At 34.4% G+C, this 25,069-nt stretch carries 28 protein-coding genes, 1 other RNA gene, 1 riboswitch and 1 other annotated feature; of the genes, 26 read left to right on the top strand and 3 right to left on the bottom strand.

The genetic code is table 11. From position 1 onward, the window contains the following. Window positions 1-6: 6 nt before the first annotated feature. The 17 genes from RBQ61_RS11585 to rnpB all read left to right on the top strand — a co-directional run bounded on the left by RBQ61_RS11585 (window position 7) and on the right by rnpB (window position 16,259). The gene (locus RBQ61_RS11585) at window positions 7-972 is read left to right on the top strand and encodes a PhoH family protein (protein ID WP_308137470.1); all 966 of its coding nucleotides are present in this window, start codon (window positions 7-9) and stop codon (window positions 970-972) included. Next, entirely contained in the window at window positions 965-1,414 is a 450-nt protein-coding gene (ybeY, locus tag RBQ61_RS11580; protein WP_308137469.1) for an rRNA maturation RNase YbeY, read from the top strand. Before RBQ61_RS11585 ends, ybeY begins: the two co-directional genes overlap by 8 nt. 10 nt (window positions 1,415-1,424) lie before the next feature. Further along, on the top strand, window positions 1,425-2,489 hold the full coding sequence (locus tag RBQ61_RS11575) for a DUF3048 domain-containing protein (RefSeq protein WP_308137468.1): 1,065 nt from the start codon (window positions 1,425-1,427) through the stop codon (window positions 2,487-2,489). Window positions 2,490-2,506: 17 nt separating this feature from the next. Next, window positions 2,507-2,899, top strand: coding sequence for a cytidine deaminase (gene cdd / locus RBQ61_RS11570; protein WP_308137467.1), 393 nt, complete (start codon window positions 2,507-2,509; stop codon window positions 2,897-2,899). A gap of 18 nt (window positions 2,900-2,917) precedes the next feature. After that, window positions 2,918-3,808, top strand: a complete 891-nt coding sequence (gene era / locus RBQ61_RS11565; protein WP_308137466.1) for a GTPase Era — start codon at window positions 2,918-2,920, stop codon at window positions 3,806-3,808. After that, window positions 3,805-4,518, top strand: a complete 714-nt coding sequence (gene recO / locus RBQ61_RS11560; protein WP_308137465.1) for a DNA repair protein RecO — start codon at window positions 3,805-3,807, stop codon at window positions 4,516-4,518. Before era ends, recO begins: the two co-directional genes overlap by 4 nt. Window positions 4,519-4,534: 16 nt before the next feature. Beyond that, entirely contained in the window at window positions 4,535-5,083 is a 549-nt protein-coding gene (locus RBQ61_RS11555; RefSeq protein WP_308137464.1) for a DUF4342 domain-containing protein, read from the top strand. A gap of 45 nt (window positions 5,084-5,128) precedes the next feature. Next, window positions 5,129-5,304: a binding site (T-box leader), on the top strand. A 102-nt stretch (window positions 5,305-5,406) separates the two neighbouring features. Next, entirely contained in the window at window positions 5,407-6,801 is a 1,395-nt protein-coding gene (locus tag RBQ61_RS11550) for a glycine--tRNA ligase (RefSeq protein WP_308137463.1), read from the top strand. Window positions 6,802-6,881: 80 nt separating this feature from the next. After that, window positions 6,882-7,505 (top strand): helix-turn-helix transcriptional regulator, encoded by a 624-nt coding sequence (locus RBQ61_RS11545; RefSeq protein ID WP_308140116.1) that lies wholly within the window; start codon window positions 6,882-6,884, stop codon window positions 7,503-7,505. A 9-nt stretch (window positions 7,506-7,514) separates the two neighbouring features. Further along, window positions 7,515-8,324 carry a pyruvate, water dikinase regulatory protein gene (locus RBQ61_RS11540; protein ID WP_308137462.1) on the top strand — a complete coding sequence of 270 codons (810 nt, stop codon included), beginning with the start codon at window positions 7,515-7,517 and terminating at the stop codon, window positions 8,322-8,324. Window positions 8,325-8,338: 14 nt separating this feature from the next. Then, window positions 8,339-9,352, top strand: a complete 1,014-nt coding sequence (locus tag RBQ61_RS11535) for a deoxyguanosinetriphosphate triphosphohydrolase (RefSeq protein WP_308137461.1) — start codon at window positions 8,339-8,341, stop codon at window positions 9,350-9,352. Window positions 9,353-9,420: 68 nt separating this feature from the next. After that, window positions 9,421-11,187: a DNA primase gene (gene dnaG / locus RBQ61_RS11530; protein ID WP_308137460.1), complete on the top strand. Its 1,767-nt coding sequence runs from the start codon at window positions 9,421-9,423 to the stop codon at window positions 11,185-11,187. A 3-nt stretch (window positions 11,188-11,190) separates the two neighbouring features. Next, on the top strand, window positions 11,191-12,357 hold the full coding sequence (gene rpoD, locus RBQ61_RS11525; RefSeq protein ID WP_308137459.1) for an RNA polymerase sigma factor RpoD: 1,167 nt from the start codon (window positions 11,191-11,193) through the stop codon (window positions 12,355-12,357). Between the two features lie 108 nt (window positions 12,358-12,465). Continuing rightward, window positions 12,466-13,143 (top strand): class I SAM-dependent methyltransferase, encoded by a 678-nt coding sequence (locus RBQ61_RS11520; RefSeq protein WP_308137458.1) that lies wholly within the window; start codon window positions 12,466-12,468, stop codon window positions 13,141-13,143. Next, the gene (locus tag RBQ61_RS11515; RefSeq protein WP_308140115.1) at window positions 13,139-13,918 is read left to right on the top strand and encodes a Nif3-like dinuclear metal center hexameric protein; all 780 of its coding nucleotides are present in this window, start codon (window positions 13,139-13,141) and stop codon (window positions 13,916-13,918) included. Before RBQ61_RS11520 ends, RBQ61_RS11515 begins: the two co-directional genes overlap by 5 nt. A gap of 10 nt (window positions 13,919-13,928) precedes the next feature. Then, the gene (locus RBQ61_RS11510; RefSeq protein WP_308137457.1) at window positions 13,929-15,860 is read left to right on the top strand and encodes an NAD(+) synthase; all 1,932 of its coding nucleotides are present in this window, start codon (window positions 13,929-13,931) and stop codon (window positions 15,858-15,860) included. Window positions 15,861-15,924: 64 nt separating this feature from the next. Further along, window positions 15,925-16,259: RNase P RNA component class A (gene rnpB / locus RBQ61_RS11505), an RNA gene on the top strand. 78 nt (window positions 16,260-16,337) lie between these two features. Here the strand turns inward: rnpB and RBQ61_RS11500 are convergent. From RBQ61_RS11500 to RBQ61_RS11490, 3 genes are all read right to left on the bottom strand, one after another. Further along, the gene (locus RBQ61_RS11500) at window positions 16,338-16,577 is read right to left on the bottom strand and encodes a hypothetical protein (RefSeq protein ID WP_308137456.1); all 240 of its coding nucleotides are present in this window, start codon (window positions 16,575-16,577) and stop codon (window positions 16,338-16,340) included. A gap of 274 nt (window positions 16,578-16,851) precedes the next feature. Beyond that, window positions 16,852-18,078: an MFS transporter gene (locus RBQ61_RS11495; protein WP_308137455.1), complete on the bottom strand. Its 1,227-nt coding sequence runs from the start codon at window positions 18,076-18,078 to the stop codon at window positions 16,852-16,854. Window positions 18,079-18,272: 194 nt separating this feature from the next. After that, the gene (locus RBQ61_RS11490; RefSeq protein WP_308137454.1) at window positions 18,273-18,884 is read right to left on the bottom strand and encodes an ECF transporter S component; all 612 of its coding nucleotides are present in this window, start codon (window positions 18,882-18,884) and stop codon (window positions 18,273-18,275) included. A gap of 226 nt (window positions 18,885-19,110) precedes the next feature. After that, a riboswitch (FMN riboswitch) is annotated at window positions 19,111-19,224 on the bottom strand. Window positions 19,225-19,516: 292 nt separating this feature from the next. Here RBQ61_RS11490 and spoIIIAA point away from each other — a divergent pair. From spoIIIAA to RBQ61_RS11445, 9 genes are all read left to right on the top strand, one after another. Next, window positions 19,517-20,449, top strand: coding sequence for a stage III sporulation protein AA (spoIIIAA, locus tag RBQ61_RS11485; RefSeq protein WP_308137453.1), 933 nt, complete (start codon window positions 19,517-19,519; stop codon window positions 20,447-20,449). Further along, window positions 20,436-20,939 (top strand): hypothetical protein, encoded by a 504-nt coding sequence (locus RBQ61_RS11480; protein ID WP_308137452.1) that lies wholly within the window; start codon window positions 20,436-20,438, stop codon window positions 20,937-20,939. Before spoIIIAA ends, RBQ61_RS11480 begins: the two co-directional genes overlap by 14 nt. A 9-nt stretch (window positions 20,940-20,948) precedes the next feature. Further along, window positions 20,949-21,146, top strand: coding sequence for a stage III sporulation protein AC (spoIIIAC, locus tag RBQ61_RS11475; protein WP_308137451.1), 198 nt, complete (start codon window positions 20,949-20,951; stop codon window positions 21,144-21,146). Between the two features lie 13 nt (window positions 21,147-21,159). Beyond that, complete coding sequence (locus RBQ61_RS11470; RefSeq protein ID WP_308137450.1) at window positions 21,160-21,549, top strand: SpoIIIAC/SpoIIIAD family protein; 390 nt, start codon at window positions 21,160-21,162, stop codon at window positions 21,547-21,549. 4 nt (window positions 21,550-21,553) lie between these two features. Then, the gene (locus RBQ61_RS11465; protein ID WP_308137449.1) at window positions 21,554-22,684 is read left to right on the top strand and encodes a hypothetical protein; all 1,131 of its coding nucleotides are present in this window, start codon (window positions 21,554-21,556) and stop codon (window positions 22,682-22,684) included. A gap of 120 nt (window positions 22,685-22,804) precedes the next feature. Then, window positions 22,805-23,125 carry a hypothetical protein gene (locus RBQ61_RS11460; RefSeq protein ID WP_308137448.1) on the top strand — a complete coding sequence of 107 codons (321 nt, stop codon included), beginning with the start codon at window positions 22,805-22,807 and terminating at the stop codon, window positions 23,123-23,125. Window positions 23,126-23,200: 75 nt separating this feature from the next. After that, window positions 23,201-23,764 carry a hypothetical protein gene (locus RBQ61_RS11455; protein WP_308137447.1) on the top strand — a complete coding sequence of 188 codons (564 nt, stop codon included), beginning with the start codon at window positions 23,201-23,203 and terminating at the stop codon, window positions 23,762-23,764. Between the two features lie 67 nt (window positions 23,765-23,831). After that, window positions 23,832-24,611: a SpoIIIAH-like family protein gene (locus RBQ61_RS11450; RefSeq protein ID WP_308137446.1), complete on the top strand. Its 780-nt coding sequence runs from the start codon at window positions 23,832-23,834 to the stop codon at window positions 24,609-24,611. Window positions 24,612-24,653: 42 nt separating this feature from the next. After that, on the top strand, window positions 24,654-25,043 hold the full coding sequence (locus RBQ61_RS11445) for an Asp23/Gls24 family envelope stress response protein (protein ID WP_308137445.1): 390 nt from the start codon (window positions 24,654-24,656) through the stop codon (window positions 25,041-25,043). The last annotated feature ends 26 nt before the right edge of the window (window positions 25,044-25,069 follow it).

The raw sequence follows: 25,069 nt of genomic DNA, 5'->3' as shown, positions 1-25,069 counted from the left end.
GGATTAATGGAGCTGTACGAAGAAAATGTTTTAATGGCAAATGAAGATAACCTTATAAAGCTTTTAGGAATTCATGACAAAAATATTAAAATAATAAAAAGCTATTTTGACGTCAATATACTTATAAGAAGCGGTGTCATCAAGGTTACAGGAGATAAGAAGAAAACAGAAGCAGTCGTTAAGATATTAAAAGACATGATTAATGTAATTGACACGGAAGGAGAGATAAGCGACCAGAAGGTAGTTTATTTAATTGAAGCAAACAATTCAAATTCCGGTATAGACTATAGTGAAGTATTAAAAGACGTAATTGTCACCACCGCATCGGGTAGAATTATTAAACCTAAAACAGTGGGGCAGAAGAGATACATGGATATTATAAACAGGAAGGATATAACATTTGGAATTGGCCCTGCCGGTACAGGAAAAACTTATCTGGCAGTTGCCGCAGCAGTAAATTCTTTCAGAAAAAAAGAAGTTGACAGGATAATTCTCACAAGGCCTGCGGTGGAAGCAGGAGAAAAACTGGGATTTCTGCCAGGTGATCTGCAAGACAAGGTTGATCCATATCTTAGACCCCTTTATGACGCTCTGTTTGACATAATGGGACCTGAAAATTACCTAAAAAACGTAGAAAAGCAGCTTATTGAAGTTGCTCCACTCGCATATATGAGAGGTCGTACTCTAGATTCGTCCTTCATCATTCTTGATGAGGCTCAAAACACAACAAATGAGCAGATGAAGATGTTTTTGACGCGTATAGGCTACGGATCGAAAGCAGTCATAACGGGGGACATTACCCAGATAGACCTTCCTGCTGGAAAGAAGTCCGGACTTAAGACCGTTGCAAGGATTTTAAAAGATATTGAAGATATAGGATTCATGTATTTTAACACTACAGACGTTGTAAGACATAAGCTAGTTCAAGACATAATTAAAGCATACGAAAGATACGAGGGAAAAAATGATTAATGTATTATTTGATAACAGACAGGATGTAATGGAAATTACAGACGAAAATATGAAGGCTATTGAAAAGGCTGTAGATGCTGTGCTTGAAGAAGAAGGGTGTGAGGGAGACTACGAGGTGAGTGTTTCCTTCGTTACCAACGATGAAATAAAGGAACTTAACAGAGATTACAGGAATGTTGACTCAGAAACAGATGTATTGTCATTTCCAATGGATGATGACGAATTTAACGGAGTTATTATACTTGGTGACATTGTGCTTTCAACTCAGAAAATAATTGAACAAGCCAATGATTTCGGCCACAGTCTGGAAAGAGAAATGCTGTACCTGTCAGTGCACAGCATGCTTCATCTGTTAGGATATGACCATATGAATGCATCCGAAAAGGAAGAAATGCGCTCAAAAGAAAAAGATATTATGAAAAGGCTTAAAATATATAAATAAGGAATTGTTTATGAAAAAAATACTGTCTTATATAATGGTTTTAGTCATGGTCTTTGCTGTATCCTGCAGCAGCAGAACGTCTGTACCGCAGGATGCCGAGAAGTCGGAAGCACCGGCAGAAGAGGAAAAAATACTAAAAACAGAAGAAACAGAAAAGCAGGAGGATGACCCAAACAAGATTGCTTCCCCTCTTGACGGCTTGAAATATTACCCTGAAGAATTGTCTAAAAGACCTGTAGCCCTGTCATTGGACAATCATCCTGATGCTAGGTGGCAGTCGGGATTGAAGGACGCGGAAATAGTCTATGAGTTTGAGGTAGAGTATCCATATACAAGATACCTTGCTGTGTATCTGGCAAAGGAACCTGAGCTTGTAGGGCCGGTAAGAAGTGCAAGGCCTTATATAATTTATTACGCAATGGAAAATGATGCTGTGTTTGTGCATGTTGGCGGAAGTGAGGAGGCTTTTTCAGAAATAAGAAGACTGGGCACTGCAGAAGTAGACGGACTGTATTCAGGCGCTATGTGGCGCTACAACGATACGGGAAAGTTTGCTCCCCACAATATGTACACAACTTTGCAATCCATCCGAGACGAATCGGAAAGACTGGGTTTCAGATCTGATGCATCATTTGAAAAATATGATTTCAATGATAAGTCTGTTTCGCTTTCTAAAAAATATGACAGTGTAAACGCTAAAAAAATCAATATTGCATATAATAAAGAAAATACTACCGAATATGTGTATGACGATGAATCAGGGCTTTATTTGCGTTTTAAAGACAACGAAAAACATTTGGATGAATTAGACAAAGAGCAGCTTGAAACTAAGAATATAATAGTTTTAGAGGCTCCTAAGAGCGTACTGGACAGTGAAGGCAGGCTTAAACTGAAAACAATAGGTACGGGAGAAGGAATGTATTTTACGAATGGAGAATTTGTAAATATTACTTGGAAAAAGGATTCCGAAAAGGAAAGAACAAGATTTTACATAGATGGGGAACAGCTTAAATTTAACCCCGGAAATACATGGATTCAAATAGTGGACAGCGTTAGCTGCGTTGCAGCTGAATAAATAAAAAGGATGATAGTATGGAAGATAAATTATTGATAAAAATAGCTATAGAAGCGAGAGAAAAATCTTACAGCCCTTATTCTAAATTCAAGGTAGGAGCAGCTGTGTTTACTAAAAGCGGCAAAGTTTTTACCGGCTGCAATATAGAATCGGCTTCCTACTCTCCTACAATTTGTGCTGAAAGAGTAGCCGTTTCCAAGTGCATATCCGAAGGTTACCGAGATATTGAAAAAATTGCCGTTATCGGAAGCGAAACAAAGACTTCATTTCCTTGCGGAGTTTGCAGGCAGTTTTTAGTTGAATTTGGAAGAAATATAAAGGTTATATGTGCCAAAAGCATAGATTCATACAAAGTATATACATTAGATGAGCTCCTGCCTAATAGTTTTGGGCCGGAGGATTTAGAATAAAAACGAAAGAGGAAAAGAATGTTTAAATCAGGATTCGTTACAATAATAGGAAGACCAAACGTAGGAAAATCTACGCTTATGAACTCAATGATAGGTGAAAAGATTTCCATAATGTCGAATAAACCGCAGACTACAAGAAACAAAATAAGAACAGTCTACACCGATGATGAGGCTCAGATTGTTTTCATAGATACTCCGGGTATTCACAAGCCTAAAAATCAGCTGGGAGAGTTCATGAATTATGAGGTAGATACGGCATTAGAAGAAATGGACGTATTGATAATGCTTACGGATGAATTTAATAAAATAGGGCCTGGAGATGAATTTATAATTGAAAAAATTAAGGGGCTAAAAGCTAAAAAAATACTTGTTATAAACAAAGTAGATAAATTTGACAAAGAAGATGTAGTAAGAATGGCAAAGGAGTTTGATAAGTATAAGCTGTTCGATGACATACTTCCGATGTCTGCTCTAAAAAACGTAGGCGTGGACTCATTAATAAAGCTTATAATAAAATATTTAAAACCTGGCCCCATGTACTTTCCTTCGGATTATATAACAGACAGACCTGAAAGATTCGTGGTTGCTGAAATAATAAGAGAAAAAGCTTTAATGTACCTTCAGGAAGAGGTTCCTCACGGCATAGCTATTGAAGTTGAGGAAATGAAGGAGAGAAAGAACAGGAACCTTGTGGACATACGTGCAAATATACTTTGCGAAAGAAAGTCTCATAAAAGTATTATCATAGGCAAGGACGGAAGAAAAATCAAAGGTATAGGAAAGAGCGCAAGAGAGGATATAGAAGGACTTTTGGGCAGTCAGGTAAACCTTCAGCTTTTTGTAAAAATATCTGAAAATTGGAGAGATAACAACTACCTGCTGAGAACGCTGGGATACGATAAAAAATGATAACTGATGAAATTCTTGTGGTAAAGGAAGTAAGCTATAAGGAAAATGATAAAATTCTTCATGCGCTGTCAAGGACAAGAGGAAAGATACAAATTATGTCAAAAGGTTCAAAAAAAAGCATTTCTCGCTTAATAAATGCTTCACAGCTTTTTGCGCACTCCAAATGTTCCATGACAATATCCAGAGATATGTATATTATGACATCTGCTGAGCTTATAGACAATTTTTACAATCTAAAAAATAATATAGACGCTTTTTTTTACGGTAATTATATTTTAGAACTTATTAGCTATGTGGCTCAGGAAAATGAATATGATATGCGCATTTTTGATATGACTGTAGCTGTGCTTCATCACCTGTCGGTGTTTACAAAGGATTTTGATAAATTGACTGCGGCATATGAACTTAAACTTGTATCCATGCTGGGATACATGCCCGGCTTAAAGTATTGCCTGTCTTGTGGAAAGGAAATTGAAAATCAGTCATTGTTTTCCATTAAGGATGGCGGCTTGTTTTGCAATGAGTGCGTAAATTATGGAAATGGAATAAATGTAACTTATAGTGAAATACTAACTATGGAAAAAATTTTAAGAACAAGGTTTGAAAATATTGGCTCTGTTGAAATAAACCAAAAGCTCTTACAATTAATTAGGAATTTCCTGTTTTATTATATCGGTAAAAACAGCTTTGCCACATTAAAGTTACTATGAAAAGAAAGGATAACATATGGAAAACGACAAACTACAAAAAATCGATGATATTCTTAAACGAACAAATACTGACTATTCAACAGCTAAACAGGCTCTTGAGGATGCAAACGGAGACGTTCTTGAAGCAATTATTCTGATAGAAAACCAAGGCAAACATCAGAGCAATTCTCAAAACGGACCAAACAAAGGTGAACAGATACTAAATCAGCTGAAAGATATTTTAGCAAAAGGTAATGCAACTAAATTGACAATAAAGAAAAATAACGAAACTATAATCAATGTACCTGTAACAGCAGGATTGATAGGTGCTTTTATTGCTCCTTTTTTATCGGCTGCAGGTATTACCGCAGCGCTTCTGACTCAGTGCTCGGTTGAAATTACACAGACTGACGGCAAAGTGGTTGATCTTGGTCAAAAAGTTGACCAGGGAATGGATGCAGTCAAGGATGTAATGCAAGATATGAAACACGGAGCCGAAAACTTTAGAGATGACATTAAACAGGGAGCCACCGACTTTAAAGAGGATATATCCGACTCAATCAATAAAAATAAAGATGAACTCTAAATTGTTCTTGACATAAAAACGTAATTTTGTTACATTATAGTTAATGTTGAGACTGTGATAAAGAAGAGTAATCTATGCAGAAATTCTTAGAGAGTCAGATTAGGTGAAAGCTGATATTAACGCATAGGTGAAGGGAGCTTTTGAGTCCTTTGTTTAAAGAGGACAAAGCGATTGCTTTGTCAAATAGGGTGGAACCGCGGAATTAATCTTTCGTCCCTATATGGGATGAAAGATTTTTTGTGTTTACATAATTAGATCGTTAAATTGGCTTGTCACCGAAAATTTTTTATCCTTAGAAAATATCACATTAAATGGAGGCTGTCATGGCAAAAAAAGAAAAGAACAAATTAGAAAAACTTGTTTCACTATCTAAATCAAGGGGTATTATATTCCCGGGATCAGAAATTTACGGGGGATTGGCAAATACATGGGATTATGGCCCTTTGGGCGTTGAAATAAAAAACAATGTTAAAAAAGCATGGTGGAAGAAATTTATCCAGGAAAGTCCGCACAATGTAGGACTGGATGCAGCAATACTGATGAACCCTACAACTTGGGTAGCTTCAGGGCACGTTGGAGGATTCAGCGATCCTCTTATGGACTGCAAAGACTGTAAATCCAGATTTAGAGCTGATAAATTGATTGAAGACTATATGCATGAAAAAAATGAATTTCAAGTGGTTGACGGATGGACAAATAATCAAATGGAAGAATACATTGCAGAAAATAATATTAAATGTCCGGAATGCAAGTCAACAAACTTTACTGCTATAAGAAAATTCAATCTTATGTTTAAAACGTTTCAGGGTGTAACTGAAGATTCTCAGTCGGAGATATATTTGAGACCTGAAACAGCACAGGGCATATTTGTAAATTTCAAAAATGTTGCACGTTCTACAAGAAAAAAAATACCTTTCGGTATAGGTCAAATAGGAAAATCATTTAGAAATGAAATTACTCCCGGCAATTTTACATTTAGAACCAGAGAATTTGAACAGATGGAACTTGAATTTTTCTGCAAGCCCGGAGAAGACCTAGAGTGGTTCTATTATTGGAAAGAATTCTGCATGAACTGGTTGCTCAGTCTTGGAATGACGAAAGAAAATGTTCGATTCAGAGATCATGAGCAGGCTGAATTATCTCACTACAGCAATGCAACATCTGATATTGAATATCTGTATCCGTTTGGTTGGGGAGAGCTTTGGGGAGTTGCGGACAGAACAGATTTTGACTTAAAGGCTCACATGAGTACTTCAGGAGAAGATTTATCTTATCAGGATCCTGTTACCAATGAAAAATACGTACCATACTGTATTGAACCATCATTGGGTGCTGACAGAGTAATGCTTGCATTATTACTGGATGCGTACAAGGAAGAAACTTTAGAAGACGGAACAGAAAGGTCAATGCTGAAACTTCACCCTGCATTAGCTCCGTATAAGGCAGCAATATTCCCTCTGACAAAGAAGCTTAGCGAGCCTGCAACTGAGCTGTACCATACGCTTCAAAAACATTTTAATGTGGATTATGATGATGCGGGAAGCATCGGTAAAAGATACAGAAGACACGATGAAATCGGCACTCCTTATTGCATAACGTATGACTTCGAATCCATGGAGCAGGGATCTGTAACAGTAAGAGATCGAGATACTATGGAACAGGTAAGGGTAAAAATAACTGATTTAGTACAGTTTATAAATGAAAAAATAGCTTTTTAGATAAATGATAACATAGTGTGCATCTGTCGAAGGATAGAAAATAAGTTTTCTGTTATTCGACAGATGTCGCGAAAGGGGAGATTCCTATTAAATTATCAGATAGACAAAACAAAATTGTTGAAATAATTGAAAAGCATCAGCCAATAACCGGAGAGTCTATTGCTGAAAAGATTGGCCTTACAAGAGCGACCCTCAGACCGGACTTGGCAGTTCTCTCAATGTGCGGCTTGATTGATGCAAAGCCTAAAGTAGGATACTATATATCTAATAAAAAAAATAACAAAGATATAATAGAAAAACTATCTGCAATTAAAGTATCGGAAATAAAATCACTTCCCATAAACGTATCTGAGAACACAAGTGTTTATGATGCGATTGTTACTTTGTTTCTTGAGAATGTCGGCACGCTTTTTGTTGTAGAAGATGATGCTCTCAAGGGAGTAATATCAAGGAAAGACTTGCTGAAATCAGCAATGGGAGGGAAAGATTTAACCAGTATACCGGTTGGCGTAATCATGACGAGGATGCCTAAAATTGTATATTGCACAGAGGACGATTCGATAATAGATGCGGCAGAAAAAATAATTGAAAATGAGGTAGACTGTGTTCCGATAATTACAAATATGCCAAACGGTAAAATCAAAGCCTTTGGTCGTATATCAAAGACAAATATAACAAAAGTTCTTTTGGAAATATCCAAGTAAGAGGTAGCTATGGAAAAAATAAATATTTATGCAGTTTCAGACTCACTGGGAGAAACTGCCGAACAAGTTTCTAAAGCTGTTATAAGGCAGTTTGATATAGCAGATTTTGATATAAAAAGAGTTTCATATATCAATGACAAGGAAGCAATTGATAATTTAATCGATAAAGCATCCAAAGAAAATTCGTTTATTGTTTTTACGCTTGTAGTTGAAGATCTTAGAGATTATTTGATGCAAAGGGCGTTCGAGCATAATATAGGTGCGGTGGATATTATGACACCTGTTCTTTTGCCGCTCGTTAAACAGCTGGGAGTTTCTCCGAAGCAGGAACCCGGTCTTTTGAGAAAACTGGACGAAAAATATTTTAAAAAGGTTGAAGCGGTTGAGTTTGCCGTTAAATATGATGACGGAAAAGATACGCGAGGAATTCTTCTGGCAGACATTGTTCTTGTGGGAGTATCTAGAACCTCAAAAACACCTCTATCAATGTACCTTGCACATAAAAACCTGAAAGTCGCAAACATACCCCTTGTTCCGGAGGTAAGCCTTCCTGATGAACTTAAGCTTATATCGCCAAAAAAAATAATCGGATTAACGTTAAATATAGAAAATCTCAATAAAATAAGACGAGAGCGACTTAAGGCAATGGGACTTAAAGATACAGCAAACTATGCTAACATGGAGAGAATTTTCGAAGAACTTGAATATGCCGTAAGAGTAATGAAAAGTCTGAAGTGCAAGGTTATTGACACTACAGACAAAGCTGTGGAGGAAACGGCATCGATTATACTTGATTATATTTCTGAAAACAACAAGTAAGGAAAGTGGTGCGGATGAATATAAGAGAAAAATGCGAACAGTTTGAAATTGAACATTTATCTCCGTTAGCTGCCAAAAGCAGATATTCCCGCGGCAGAAAAGATGAGGAGCCGAAATGTGATATAAGGACTGAATACCAGAGGGACAGAGACAGAATTTTGCATTCTAAGGCTTTTAGAAGACTTAAGCATAAAACTCAGGTTTTTTTGTCGCCGGAAGGAGACCATTACAGAACACGGCTTACTCACACACTTGAAGTATCACAGATTTCCAGGACAATTGCAAGAAGTCTGGGCCTGAATGAGGATCTTACAGAAGCAATAGCTCTGGGGCACGATCTGGGGCATACTCCATTCGGTCACACAGGTGAAAGAATATTAAACAAGTTGTGCGAGACAGGATTCAGGCATAATGAACAAAGCCTGAGGGTTGTCGAACTTTTGGAGTTAAGAAACGAAAATTATGGACTTAATCTTACATATGAAGTGAAGGATGGAATTCTCAATCATCCCCTCGGTGGCAGCCCTGAAACATTAGAAGGGCAAATTGTAAGAATCTCTGATAAAATAGCTTATATTAACCACGATATAGATGATGCGGTAAGAGCCGGGATTATAAAGCACAGTGACATACCGGAAATATATCTCAGCGTCCTGGGTTTTACCCACGGTCAAAGAATCAATACCATGATTACAGACATAATCAGTAACAGCATGGATAAAAATATTATATCCATGAGCGATGAAATAAATAATTACACTCTTAAGCTCAGAGATTTTCTGTTTAAAAACGTCTATTACAATAAGATAGCTAAAAGTGAAGAAGATAAGTCTATTTTTATAATAAGTAAAATATTTGAATATTACGCGAAGCATTTTGAAGCTCTCCCGGATTTTTATATAAAAATATATAACAATAATAATTTCAGCAAAAGTGAGATAATTAAAGATTATATTGCGGGAATGACAGACCGCTATGCAATGAAGATATTTGAAGAATTGTATATACCAAAGCCTTGGCGACAATAAAAAAATTGTTGACAAGCTTATTTTGTTGTAATATAATTTAGTTTCAACGTGAACATAATGGTGATAGTATGCCCTATAAATTGGATTCTGATGTAATAAAAAGAATTCTGGATGAAAACAATATAGTAGATGTAATAGAAGAATTTTTGCCGCTAAAAAAGGCAGGCAGTAATTACAACACTAATTGCCCCTTTCACAAGGAAAAAACTCCTTCATTTATTGTTTCTCCGGAGAAACAAATGTTTCACTGCTTCGGCTGCGGTGAAAGTGGTGACAGTATAAGCTTCCTTACAAAGTATAAAAACTTTACATTTGTAGAAGCAGCCGAGTACTTGGCGCGAAAAGCCGGAATAGTTTTGGAGGAAACAAACTCGTATTCAAAGAATAATGAAAGCCGCCAACTTGCAGAGAGGCTTTATAAGATTAACCGTGATGCTGCACTGTATTTTTTTGAAAACATGAAAAGCAGCCCACAGGTTATAAAGTACTTAAAATCCAGAAAAATTGACGTTCCTGTAATAAAAAAATTTGGAATTGGATATGCTATAAACCAATGGGATAATTTGCTAAAATATTTGACACATAAAGGTTATATAGAAGAAGAAATTTTAAAGACAGGACTTATAATAAAGAGCAAGAACTACAATTCTTATTATGACCGGTTCAGAAACAGAGTAATGTTCCCAATTTTTGATTTGAAAGACAGAATAATAGGTTTTGGAGGTAGAGTTCTGGATGATTCACTTCCAAAATATTTAAATTCTCCCGAAACACAGATTTTTAATAAGGGCTACAATTTATACGGATTAAATTTGGCTCGCGGTAATGTAAGAGATAAACATTTCATTTTGGTTGAAGGATACATGGATGTAATCAAAATGCATTCATACGGATACAATAACACCGTAGCAGCTTTGGGAACATCATTAACGAACAACCAAATTAAATTGATGAAAAGATATTCTAAAAATTTTTATGTTACTTTTGATTCCGATAGTGCCGGTCAAAAGGCAGCACTGAAGGCTATGAATATGTTCAAGCAAAACAATCTTGATGCCAAGGTTGTAATAATGCAGGATGCCAAAGACCCTGACGAGTATCTAAACAAATTTGGAAAAATAAAATTTGACAAATTACTGGAAAATTCTCTTGATTATTATAGCTTTTTAGAATTACATTATAAAGAAGTTTTTGAAAATTCTAACAAAGTTGAATATATAAACAAATTTTTTGACAATATAGTATATGTGAACAGTGAAATTGAAAAAGAATTAATATTTGAAAAATTATCTAGAAAAGTGGGTGTTTCCAAAGAGTCTATAATAAAAGAATTTAATAAAAAAAATAACAGAAAAGAAACTTTTGTTAAAGCTGCACAGCCTGCAAGGCACTTGCCTCAGGTAAATAAAATTACAACATCCCATGAAGAGAAGCTTATCAAACTTATACTCTTAAACAATGACTTTGCATTGCAGTTAAAAGAGATAGTCAATGAAGCCACATTTACGGACTTGGAATACTATAATATTTTTAGAGAAATGTATGAATACAGAATCAATGATATGAGTATAGATGAGGAAAGCTTGAATAATATTATAAAAAATAAGGAAGATGTTAAAGTTTTATTGCAGTATGACGATGTTGATTATGATAATTTAGAGGCTTTATTCAAAGATTGTATTAAAAGATTAAAAATTAAATATTATGAAAATAAGAAAACTTTGCTTACGGAAGCTTTGTCACAATCTGAGAATACATCAAAAAGTGGTGAAATTATGAATGAAATTTTTAGCCTCGCTAAAAAAATTAAATCAACTAAGGAGGAGGTTAATTAGCCCATGGGTGAAACTAAAAATGTGAATTCCAAAGATGAGTCTGAAAAAAACGCTGAAATGCTTCAAAAAATAGATTCCATTAAAAATAAATTAATAGAAAAAGGCAAAAAAAACGGATTCATAACATATAAAGAAGTGTTGAGATCATTTGAAAAATTGGATATTAATCCTGAATTTATTGATGATTTTTACAAGCAAGCAGAAGATAATGACCTTGAAATACTAGGGTTCCAAGATGATATGATTCCTGAAAAAGTTGATGACGGTGATGGCGCTGAAACAAAGGAAGAAGATGCAGATTTTTTTGTAAGCCAAACGGATGATGATATACTAAAGGGTGTAAATATTGATGACCCTGTGAGAATGTACCTAAAGGAAATCGGAAAAGTGCCGCTTTTAACCGCAAGTGAAGAAATAGATCTGGCAAAAAGAATGCAGGATGGCGATGAGGAAGCCAAAAAAAGACTGGCTGAAGCTAACTTAAGACTCGTTGTAAGCATAGCAAAGCGATATGTAGGGAGAGGAATGCTGTTTCTTGACCTTATTCAGGAGGGAAATCTTGGACTTATCAAGGCTGTTGAAAAATTTGATTACACAAAAGGTTTCAAGTTCAGCACATACGCTACATGGTGGATAAGACAGGCAATTACCAGAGCTATTGCAGACCAAGCAAGAACAATAAGAATACCGGTTCATATGGTAGAGACAATTAATAAGCTCATAAGAATAAAAAGACAGCTGCTTCAGGAATTGGGAAGAGATGCTACCCCTGAGGAAATAGCTCTCGAAATGGAAATGGAACCGGATAAGGTAAGAGAGATATTAAAAATTGCTCAGGAGCCTGTTTCACTTGAAACTCCTATAGGTGAAGAAGAAGACAGCCATTTGGGAGACTTCATTCCTGATGATGAGGTGCAAGCACCTTCTGATGTTGCAACATTCACTCTTCTTAAGGAACAACTTTCATCGGTACTTCATACTTTGACCGACAGAGAACAGAAAGTTCTTAGATTGAGATTCGGACTTGATGACGGAAGAGCAAGAACGTTGGAAGAGGTAGGAAAAGAGTTTGATGTAACAAGAGAAAGAATAAGACAGATTGAAGCAAAGGCTCTGAGAAAGCTCAGACACCCAAGCAGAAGCAAAAAATTGAAAGATTATCTGGAATAAAATTGACAATCATAAATACACGGTCGGCAAAAGCCGTTCCGTTGCTGGGAGGGAATAATGCCCTCCCGTTTTTATTTAATCAATAAATTTTTAAATATAGGTGGGAAAATGAACCGTTTAGAATGCATAAAATCAATGGTATCAAAATGCAGTGTGGCGGCAGATATAGGAACCGACCACGGTTATGTTGCAGAAATGCTTTTAAAGGACAGCATATGCCAGAAAGTAATTGCAACAGATTTGAATGAAGGACCTTTAAGCAGAGCTGTTGAGCACTTAACATCTATTAATCTTGCAGATAAGTGTAATTTTAGGCTTGGCAGCGGATTGACCGTACTCAATGAAGGAGAGGCGGATGCTGTTATAATTGCAGGCATGGGAGGAGAACTTATATCTGATATTATTGAAACTTCAAAAAATATAGCAATACATACAAAAGAGCTTATCTTGCAGCCTATGACAACAGCAGACAAATTGAGGCATTATTTGTTTAAAAATAATTTTAAAATTTTAGATGAAAATATTGTTAAAGAGCTCCACCATTACTATTTCGTTATTAAAGCTGTGCCAGGCACGGTGGAAGAAGATGATGAATTTTATTATGAATTCAGCAGAATACTTATTGATAAAAAAGAAACGTTAATGCATGAGTACATGAACAAAGCACTGAACATAAATGAAAATATAATCAGAAACCTTGAAAAGAACAGTAATAATGATTATAATAAAAAAATAGAAGCTTTGATATATAAAAACAAAAGAATAAGGGAGCTGATGAAAAATTAATATTGATAAAATTATAAAACTATTGGAAGACGAGCTAAAAATAAAAGCTCAGGAACCATGGGACAACAGCGGGCTGCAAATTGGTAGTATGGAAAAAGACATAAATAATATTATGTTAACCTTAGATGCCGATTTAGAAGCTGTTAACTACGCGGCAGACAATAATATTGAGTTAATTATAACACACCATCCTTTTTTCTTTTCGCCGATTAAATCAATTGATTTAGCAAGTTATGAAGGTAAAATTATTCAAAAGCTCATTAAAAATAATATTAATCTCTACAGTCTTCATACAAGCTTTGACATGGCTGATGTTGGAGTTAACAAGAAGCTTTCTGAATTGTTAAGCATAAAGGATTATGATGTGCTCCATGTTTCAGGCAGTGACTTAAGCGGATATGGAGGCGTTGGAAATATTGCTCCTGTCAATATAATTGAATATGCCGACCAAGTAAAAAACAAACTCGGTGCAGATCATGTAAAACTTTACTGTAACAGTAGTGAAAGAGTAATTGAAAGAGTTGCCTTTTGCGGAGGAAGCGGAAGCGACTTTATTGATAATGCAATTGAAAAAGAAGCTGATGTGTACATAACTGGCGATATAAAGTACCATCAGGCTCAAAGTGCATTGCGAAATAATCTGTGCATTATTGATGCAGGCCATTATTACACAGAATATTTATCAATGGAAAATATAAAAAAAGCATTACTTAAGGAAGAACAATTAAAGGTAAAGATGTTAACAAAAAATACTGTAAAGGAACAGATAATTTAGAGGGCTGATTATGGATAATTTTGAATACGTAAGAGTTGCTTCTGCCGTTCCCATAATAAAGGTAGCAGATCCAATGTTTAATGCAGATGAAATATCTTCAATGATTCTAACTGCATCAGAAACAAAAAATGCAAAAGTAATATTGTTTCCTGAGCTGTGTATAACCGGCTACACATGCGCAGACTTATTTAATCAAAAAGCACTTATAAGAGGAGCAGAAGAAGCTCTTGGCATGATTCTGAAAAAAACAGAAAGCTTAAACATTCTCGTATCTGTAGGAATGCCTATAAGAGCAGACAATCAGCTGTTCAATTGCGCAGTGGTTTTCAAAGAAGGAAAAATACTTGGAGCAGTTCCGAAAACATATGTTCCAAACTACAATGAATTTTATGAAAAGCGATGGTTTGCTTCATCAACCGCAAGGATTAGCGATAAGATTAAGTTATGCGGACAGGAAGTTTCGTTCAGCGAAAGATTGCTGTTCAGTGATTCTCTTTCATCCCTATGCATAGGAATTGATGTATGCGAAGACTTGTGGGTTAACATTCCTCCAAGCTCTTACCACACGTTGTACGGTGCAAATTTAATTTTAAATTTGTCTGCAAGCAATGAAACAATAGGAAAACCTGAATACAGAAGAGAAATAGTAAAAGTTCAGTCTGCCAAATGTATAACAGCATATGTCTACTCATCTGCAGGTCAAACAGAAAGCACGACGGATGTAGTATTTCCAGGACATTCTATGATTGCAGAAAATGGAATTATACTCAACGAAAACAGATTTTCTCCAGAATCTAATATTATATACAGCGATATAGATTTAGAGAAAATTTCTAACGACAGAGCTAAATTTAACACTTATATGAACAAATCTGAAAAATTAGCATATCAATACGTGGATTTTGAACTTGGGCTATCGGAGATAGGTGAACTGGAAAGAGAAGTTAACCCCATGCCGTTTGTTCCTTCAAATATTGATGAAAGAAACAAACGATGCCAGGAAATTATAAACATTCAAGCCACTGGACTTTATCAAAGATTAAATAAAATAGGTTTGAAAAAGGCTGTAGTAGGAATATCCGGTGGGCTTGACAGCACATTGGCACTGCTGGTGACCGTAGAAGCGTTTAAAAAACTTAAGTTGCCTATGAATAATATAGTTGCTATAACTATGCCAGGATTCGGAACAACATCAAGAACGTACAACAATGCGCTTATTCTTATGAAAGAATTAGGCGTTACAATGATGGAAATTTCCATAAAAGAGGCATGTATTCAGCATTTTAAAGATATCGACCATGATATGAATGTGCACAACATTACATATGAAAACTCTCAAGCCAGAGAGCGAACACAGATACTTATGGATATTTCAAATAAAGAAAACGCCATTGTTGTAGGAACAGGAGACCTTTCCGAACTGGCTTTGGGATGGGCTACCTATAACGGAGACCATATGTCTATGTACGGCGTTAACGCAAGTATTCCAAAGACACTTGTGAAATATCTCGTAAAATGGTATGCAGAGGAAGCAACATGCGGAGAAATCCAAAAAGCATTGCTTGATGTTGTAGATACACCGGTAAGTCCGGAGCTGCTTCCACCTGATAAGGAAGGAAATATAGCTCAGTTTACGGAAAAAGCTGTGGGTTCGTATGATTTAAATGATTTCTTCCTTTACAACATGCTTCGAAACTGTTATGAGCCTGCAAAAATATATTTTCTTGCAAAAATAGCCTTTAAGGGTAAATTTACAGATGAAACTATACTTGAAACTCTCAAAAAATTTTACAGAAGGTTTTTTACCCAGCAATTTAAAAGATCATGCCTACCTGACGGGGTAAAGGTTGGTTCTGTTTCTTTATCTCCAAGAGGGGACTGGAGAATGCCAAGTGATGCATCATACTCGCTGTGGATGAAACAGCTGGAAGACTTACAGTAAAAATGCTTTAAAAATGGATAATACTTCATTTGACTTTCTGTGTTAATTCATGTAATATAGAACAAGAGTAAATTGTACAGTCGCATGCTTAGGCATGAGGAAAGTCCGAGCTCCGAAGAGCAGGGTGCCGGGTAATACCCGGTGAGGGTGACCTCAAGGATAGTGCAACAGAAATAAACCGCCGAGCAATCGGCAAGGATGGAAAGGTGAGGTAAGAGCTCACCAGCAATCAGGCGACTGGTTGGCTATGTAAACCCCACCCGGAGCAAGACCAAGAACGGACCGCAGAGTGGCTGCTCGTCACAGTCCAAATGGTAGGTTGCTAGAGCCTGCTGGTAACAGCCGGCGTAGATAGATGACTGTTTAATACAAAACTCGGCTTATATATTTACTCGCTACATAAATTTAATAACTTTTAAATTTAAATATAAAAATAACTGCCAATAAGACAGTTATTTTTTATATTATTATTACTCTTTATTTCATGTTGTTTTTAAAATTATTTTCCTTGTCATATTCATTTTTTATATCTTTTTTCATGCTTTTAAGAGACTGTTCTCTTCGCATGTTTTTAATCTGAAGCTCTGTTTTAAAAGCCTCGTCATCAATTGTACTCATCATTTTTTCAGTTTGTCTGTAATTGAATTCTGCATTTTCAATATCGTTTTTCTTTTTGTTTATCTTTTCTCTTTTCTCATTATAATTTTTAGCTCCCATACTTTATTCTCCTTATATTTCAGGTGCATTTATTATGCCACAATTTAATTTTAACATTCAATAAACAGAGAATTTACGGTAATATTAAAAAAACCTGTGTTTCTTAAAATATGTCAACATTAGCTAAAACATGAATAGTATAAGACAAGCTGTTATAAGGGGTGATTTTATGTGCTGGCTGCCATGGTTTATTCTTGGAATAGGATATGGAAAATGTTCGCGCCGTAGAAGAAGGTGCTAAAAAAAGACGCTTTATGCGTCTTTTTTTTATGTTCTAGTTTTTCGGTGCATATAAAGCCGGTTTTATAAGTAATTTTTTTGCTATTATTGCAACTGCCAGCAATACAACCGATGCGGCTAAAATCCATATACTTGGAATACTTATATAACGTATCAGTATACTGTACATGAAAGAACCGGACAGACCTCCTATTTGGATGGCTAATGAATTTACAGACAATACCGAGGCTCGTATCTCTTTTGGAATCTCGCTGTTTAAAATAACTCCTTCCGGCACGGTTGCAATTCCAAATAGCAGATAAATAGAAGAATACAAAACAATAAAAACAGGAACACTTGATTGAAGAGCAGTTAAAATTAAAGATACAGCCATCAGTATTCTGAATATTATGTACATTCTGTTTGGATTAAATTTATATTTCTTAATCAATTTGTTTGATGAAATGCTCCCTAGAGTAGCAGCGGCAAAATATAAAAACGCCATAACTCCCAAAAGTTCTGTAGAATCATTTCTTGAGAGAAGAGTCATAAAGTGTGGCTGCCAGTAGGTTTCAAGGCTACTGAGTAAAAAGCCTGTTGAAAATACAGAAATAAAAATGCATATTATTGTATTGTTTTTGGAAATAATTGCTGAACTGTTTTTGATGTGTTGCTTTATACTTATGCGTTCTTTATTTTCCGCGCTTCCAGTATCCTGTATAAATGTAACAGATAGTATAGTAACTACAATTGCAAGAGCTATCCTCATTATAACATTTAAATCATAATTTCCTATTGATAAAAAGTATGTGCTAGAAATTTTGGGAAACACACCTCCGGATAAGGCGCCTGCAGATAATCCCAGCGCTTCAAGAACTGCAAGCCTTGAAGTAATGTTGTGAAGCTTGTCCTTGCCGAAGTTATCAATGTAATAATCAATAAAAATTGCGTCAAATGAACCTGAAGCCAAAGCTCTGCTGAATCCGTAAATTATCATTCCAAAACATAAAAAAATAAAACCTTTTCCGACTAAAATCACAAAAAAACTCAGCGCTGACATAATTAAAGAAAAGCAAAATGTTTTTTTTCTGCCGAAAACATCTGCAATAATTCCGGTTGGAACCTCCAACACCACAACTGTTAACGCATAGATTCCTAGTAAAATAGAAAGATTGAAGATGGTTGCTCCTTTATCAAGGAGAAGCAAACTTAGTACCGGAGTAATAAGTCCAGTAAGGTAATAATTGAGAAAAAGGATTAAAGAATAAATTTTGAGTTTCATTTATAATTCCTTTCTAAAATTGGTATAATTTTCTTGTTAACGTTATTCATTATAATACACAATGTATTTTTCAGTCAAGAGAAACAAAATAAAAGGCACATACTCAAACCCTGGACTTAAAATATCATGTTGTTTCAATGACATGATCATAGTCTAAAGTAGAGTACGAGCCTTAAACTCAGCAATATATAAAATTATTTATGAAGAATAGGTGACACTTTTTTGTAAATCAGCAATGTAATTGATGAAATGACTACACCCTTAAATATATTGAACGGTACAACTGCGTACAACACAAGAGTTTTTAAATCCGTAATGGCAGGATTCAATAAATTTCCCATATTTACGAAAGCCTGTATAGGTGCTCCATATATTTTTGCATATACGGGAAGAAGTACATAATAGTTTATTAATGAACCGACAGCAGCCAGAGTTAATGTTCCGGCAAGCATTGCTATAATAGCTGTCCCAAAGGACTTTTTATGTTTGTATATACAGCCGGCAGGAATTATAAAGGAGCATCCTACTATAAAGTTTGCTAATTCGCCTATTCCTCCTGTATCTGTTCCGTTTAATACAAAATTTATTAATATTTTTACAAATTCAATTGCTACTCCCGCTACAGGGCCTAGAGCAAACGTGCCCAAAAGTACAGGAACCTCGCTGAAATCCAGCTGGTAAAAGTTCGGCGCAAACCACAGCGGAAATTCAAACAGCATCAGAACTGTCGCTACCGCTGACAACACACCTACTTTTGATACTACCTTTGCATTGTTTCTTTGATTCGCTGAAATCATACTTTTCATATTTCCCTCCTAGAATTATAAAGATATCAGAGGACTAAGACCATTTAAAAATATCACAGTCTCATTCAACAAATTTTTTGCTCGCTATCGCTCACACAATTTGAGAATTCGTTGCGGTTGACCTACCAACCATTTTTTTATAAAAAATGGGGTTAGGGCATACAAAAAACCTCTGAGATCTTCAGAGGCTTATTTCGATAGAAATTTCTGCTCACTTTTAGGCAAGTAATCTCTTCTACCATCCAGACTCTACTGTCGGTATTGGAATTTCACCAATTCAACCTTTCGGTTCGCGGACTTTACCGCCGGTCGGGAATTACACCCTGCCCTGAAGATATTTACACTGTAATTATACCATCTTTTTTATATTTGTAAATACCATTTTAAAAATAATTTGATAATTTTTTATCTATCTATTTGAAAAATTAAATTCTGTCTCTTTAAATTTAAAAGGCACAGTTAGATTTCAGTTTAAAACTTCGACGATTCCATTTAAAGAGTTTACATTCCTGCTGTTATTTACGTGTCATCTGCGATTTATCTATATAAAATTATATATACAAATTATCATAATTTTATATATTCATAATATTATAGATTAAGGGGACAAGATTTAGTACTTAGGAGGAAAAATGAATGATATCTTAAAATTCTTAAGCAGCGGTGTAAGGAATGTTATGTCCAAGCAGTCAGATCTGATTGGCAGAGATACTGTTGAAGTAAGACTCAGGATTAATTTTCCCATAATGATAAAAAGAATAAAATTAGACGATTTCTTGAATTTTAACTACATAATCAGCAAAAAAGATATAGATGATACCATCTCAAATCTTACAAGAAATTCAATTCATGCATTTGAAAAGGAAATAAGAAACGGATACATAACCGTCGAAGGTGGTCACAGGGTAGGACTTGGAGGTGATTGCATATATGAAGGTGAGCACTTTAAAGGTTTTAAAAATATCACTTCATTAAATATAAGAATAGCGAGGGAATATCCCGGATGTGCAGAAAAATATATAAAATATTTTATAAGCTCCAGCAAAAATATCTACAATACTTTAATAATTGGCCCCCCTCTGTCTGGTAAAACGACATTTATCAGGGATGTATGTGCAAACCTCAGCGATGGAACGTCAAAACCGTATTATAAAGGCTGCGATATTACTCTTATAGATGAAAGGGGAGAAATATCGGCGGTATACAATGGTACACCTCAAATGCATGTGGGGAGACGTACGGATGTTCTTTCATATTGCATGAAAAAAGAAGGATTTATAATGGGAATACGTGCACTCTCTCCAAAAATAATAATATCTGATGAATTGGGTTCAAAGGAAGATTTCGAAATTATTCAATATGCAATTAAAAGTGGTGTAAATATAATAGCAACTGCCCACGGCTTCGGCCTGGAAGACTTGAAAAAAAACATATATATGAAGCCGATAATTGATAATAAGCTTTTTGACAGAGCAATAATTTTAAAAAATAACAAAAAACCCTGCATTGTCAAAGAGGTTTACGATTTTGAAAAGAATAGGGTGATATTTAATGATTTGGATTAAATCGATGTTGTTCGTCCTGACTATAGTAACCGTAAAACTAATTTTTAAATTCATAAATGATTACGGAGACAAATGTATAGCAAGCATGGAAGAACTTTTGAATTTCACGGACTATTTAAGAACATATTCATGTGATATGAAGCTGTCATATGAAGAAATATACCTGAAATACAATTACAAAAATGATGAAACCAAAAAAATCTGCAATAAACTTCAAGAACACCTGATACATAAAAAAAATAAATATGAGCTGGAAAATTTCATGAAGGAGCTAATACACACACCGGATGACTTTAACAAATATTTTTCAGATATTGTTGATTATTACGGAAGTGCCTATTCAGATGTGCTGAATAAAAAACTTCTTTTTACAATCAGGGAAATGGAGAATTCAATGAAAGGCTTTGTGAGGTCACACACTGAGAAAAAAAATCTTAACAACAGAATTTCTATATTGGTGGGGTGCTTAGCAGCGGTTATTTTGATTTAGGAGGAAATTATGGATATTGATTTAATTTTTAAGGTTGGTGCTATAGGAATAGTTGTGGCTGTATTTAATCAGATTTTATCTAAAACAGGAAGAGACGAGCAGGCTATGTTTGTTACTCTTACCGGAGTTATAGTTGTTATGGCTCTCATTGTGGGAATGATGAATGATTTATTTATGGAGGTAAAATCAGTATTTAACTTGTATTGATGAAAGGAATGATATGTTGCTGGCAAAAATAATATTTATTGCTTTAATCACTGTTATTCTCGGAATTACAATTTCAAACTTCAATAAAGAATTCAAAGTCCATATTACGGTTATTTTCGGCATACTGATTATGCTCATACTTTTCAGAGAGCTTAAGGGATATATACAGGAATTCGTAAATCTGTTTGTAAGGTATAACATAAAATCGGAGTATTTTTCTACTATACTTAAAATCGTTGGAATAGCGTATATTTGTGATTTTATTTCTCTCCTTTGTAAAGATTTAAATTATGAATCAATAGGCAAGAAGGTTGAAATAGCAGGTAAGCTTATTATACTTATTTATTCAATTGATGTAATAAAGATATTTCTTGATCAAATAATGCTGCTGGTTAACGGGTGATAAAATGAAAAAAATAATAATAATGTTTTTTATAATATTATCAATATCTACAAATGCGTTTGCAGCTGTAACAGATGAGGCAATTGACCAGATACCCATTGGAAATCTAGAGGAATATATAAATAGTAACAACTCTTATTTTAGTGACAACAATATAAATATAAGAGAAATTATAGGAAATGCGTTTAAGGGCAGGCTGGATATCAGCATAAAGGATTATTTTCTGTATGAGATCGAAAACGAGAAAAATTTTATAAAAGAGATTGTAAGTACCGGCACCTATATATTGATAATCTGCATGATTTTAACAATAATTAAGTATTTTTCTGATGAATTTTCCAGTCACAGCGTTTCCGATATAGTTGTTCTGTTTTCGGTTATGATAATATTTACAATAGTTTTAAAGGATGTCTTGAGCATAAAAAACATAATGAAGGCAGACTTTGCTAAGTTTAAAATAATAACAGAAGAAATAAACGCTGTATTCATGGCTGCAATGCTTACATTCGGCAAATTAAGCATACTTCAGTTTTTTTATACGTCATTGAATTATGTTATAGGTATAACTACAAGTTTTATTTATTCCTTTACCGACGTTATGACTGTTGTTCTCATTACGGTTATATTGATAAACAATATGAGCAAGCTGATAAATGCCAAATTAATGTATAAGTTTCTGAAAAAGGCAACATTATTATTTTTGTCAGGTTACATGATTATTGTAGTCATAAATTTTTCTGTACAAGGATATATATTATACAAGACAGATAATATTTTTATTAATTCCATAAAAGCATTATCTCCTTCTGCCGTACCCATAATCGGAAATGCGGTGAGTAAATTTTTCGGAGTATTTTTAAAAAGTATTCTAATGATAAAGGATGTTCTGGGAATTGTGATAATAATATTTATGTTTTCGGCATTCGGAGGATCTCTTATTAAAATATCACTTGCTCTGGTGCTGTACAAGACAGTGGGAGTGTTGACGGAGCCGCTCAATGAAAATATATCCAAGCTTATTTATGAGATGGCCGATATGTTTTACGTATATTTAATATGTCTTATGACTCCTATTATAATCGTGACTGTTTACTATTCAATTTTACTGAATTATATAAATAATATTTTTGGGTAGCTTATGAAAAATACAATAATTAACATACTAATTTTAATTCTTATGTTTAACATTATAATGATAATTTTTCCGGAAGGAAAAACGCAAAAATTCTCCAGAATAACTATTAAAATATTTATCATGATTTATATTCTGGATAATATATTTTTAAATGGAAGAATAGATTTAAATATATTAAATAATATCAAACCTGAAGATTATGCTTATGAAAGAGAAGTAAGTATACAAAACTTTGATCAGAATTTTATTGACTCAATAAATGAAAAAATATTTGAAGGAGATGATGTAGTAAGGGATATAACGATGAATTTTAACGATGACATGGATATAAAAGCAGTAGTTACATTAAACAAATTGCTCAGTATGGATGAAGTAAACAGATTAAAAACTGATATGGCTGAAATCTTGCAAACAAGTTCAGATAACATATATATACAATAGACTTCGTTTCACTGTTACGTTTAAATGAAGTGTCAGAAACTTTTGCATTAAATGAATAAAATAATGGGGGCACATATGAATAATTTTTTTAATATGTTCAAGGACAATAAAAACCTAAAGTACGCAGTAAATATATTTATATTGCTGGTTATTATTTCATTGATACTCAAGCTTGATACCTCCAGTATAATAGGTACCAAAACTTCTGATGTTACCTTGAGCAACGATGAAAGCCCGGATTTGACAACAGAAAATTATGTATATTCATTGGAAAAAAGATTAGAACAAATACTGGAAAAAATTGAAAGCGTAAATAGTGCGGATGTTATGATTTATACTAAAAACACTCCGGAAATGAAACCTGTTTATGATGAAAATACAAGCAATGAAACAAATGTTGAAGTGGGCGGTGACGGTACTAAAAGAGAGGTAAAAAGAGAGACAAAGCAAAATCAGATGGTTCTTGGAAACAATAACCAAGTTGTACCAAAATACTACGAATATCCTGAAATCTCAGGTGTACTTGTAGTAGTTAAATACAGCGGCAATAAAGATATTTACCCGGTTCTCATGAACTGTGTAAAAACTTTATTAGATATTAACTTAAACGATATTGAAATAGTAGTTTCCAACAGATAATTTTTGTTTAACTTTATCGGTTTGGATATCTACGAAGCAGTTTTTGAATTTAACTCAGGGGGTAATTATGATTATGAGAAAGGAAACATTGGTATTTTTAACTTCTTTGGCAATAATATTTATCATTGGTTATATAAATATGACCATGACGCCGGAGAACATATTTAGTGAAGAAGATTATGCACAATTGCAGGACGAAATTAGTTCTGAAGATTCAAGCAGTGATTTGTCTCAGATTTTGGAAAACAGTAGTGAGGAAATAAGTGGGGCTGAGCTTGTAGAAGTAATGGAACAGACAGATACAACAGATATAGCTGTTAATTCTGGTGAAACTGAAGAACCGGAAGTACCTTCCGAATCAGACACAGAAGCATCTATTGCTGAGATACTTGAGGAAGAATCAGATTATGTAATACTTGGTGATATAACAGATATATTGTTGGATGATGATGCAGTGACGGCTTCGTCTGAAGGTATCTTTGATATGCTTAATTCAAGCTTTGCTAATTTTAAATTAAACAAGGATAAGAAAAATATGGATGTAATTGACCATCTCGAAGAAAGCATAAGCAATGAATCCATCTCTGCCGAAACAAAAAGTCAATTCGAGGCTCTTTTGCTAAACAAAAATGACTTTGTAGAAAAAGAAAACAACATTGAGCTCATGCTTCAATCTAAAGGATACAACGAAACTGCTGTAATAGTTGATTCCGATACTGTTAAGGTAGTGACAAATGATAAGATCGAGCAAGCGGATGCAACAAAAATATTGGATGTAATTGTATCAGAAACAAGCTATGAACCTGAGCAAATAAAAATAGTTAAATTTGATAATATTGATTTGTAAAAATTTACAACTTCTGATATAATCATTTGAGGAGGTGCTAAGATGGATAACGAAAATTTAGAATTCGGCCAGGTGAAAATATCTGATGATGTAGTTATTATAATAGCTGGCATAGCAACCAGCGGTGTAAAAGGCGTAAGCACAACACGAACAGGCATGGCTGAGGGAATTTCAAACCTATTCTCGAAAAATAATTATTCTAAAGGAATAAAGGTTGAAATAAATGAAAACACGGTTGTTTTAGACATTTTTATTAATGTTGAATATGGCTATAAAATAAGCGAAGTAGCAAAAGAAGTTCAGGCCGCTGTCAAAAAAGAAATAGAAACGATGACAGACATGATTGTAGCTGCCGTTAACGTTCATGTACTTAACATAATCCAAGAAAAAGATAAAGATAAAGATGTTATTGAAACGGAGATAGTTGAATAATCGAATAAAATATAAAAAGCTATTAT

The sequence above is a fragment of the Sedimentibacter sp. MB35-C1 genome (genome assembly GCF_030913635.1).
In the GTDB taxonomy this organism is placed as follows: domain Bacteria; phylum Bacillota; class Clostridia; order Tissierellales; family Sedimentibacteraceae; genus Sedimentibacter.
Note: the sequence above shows the minus strand (reverse complement) of the source record. Positions and strands in the feature narration are given on the sequence as shown.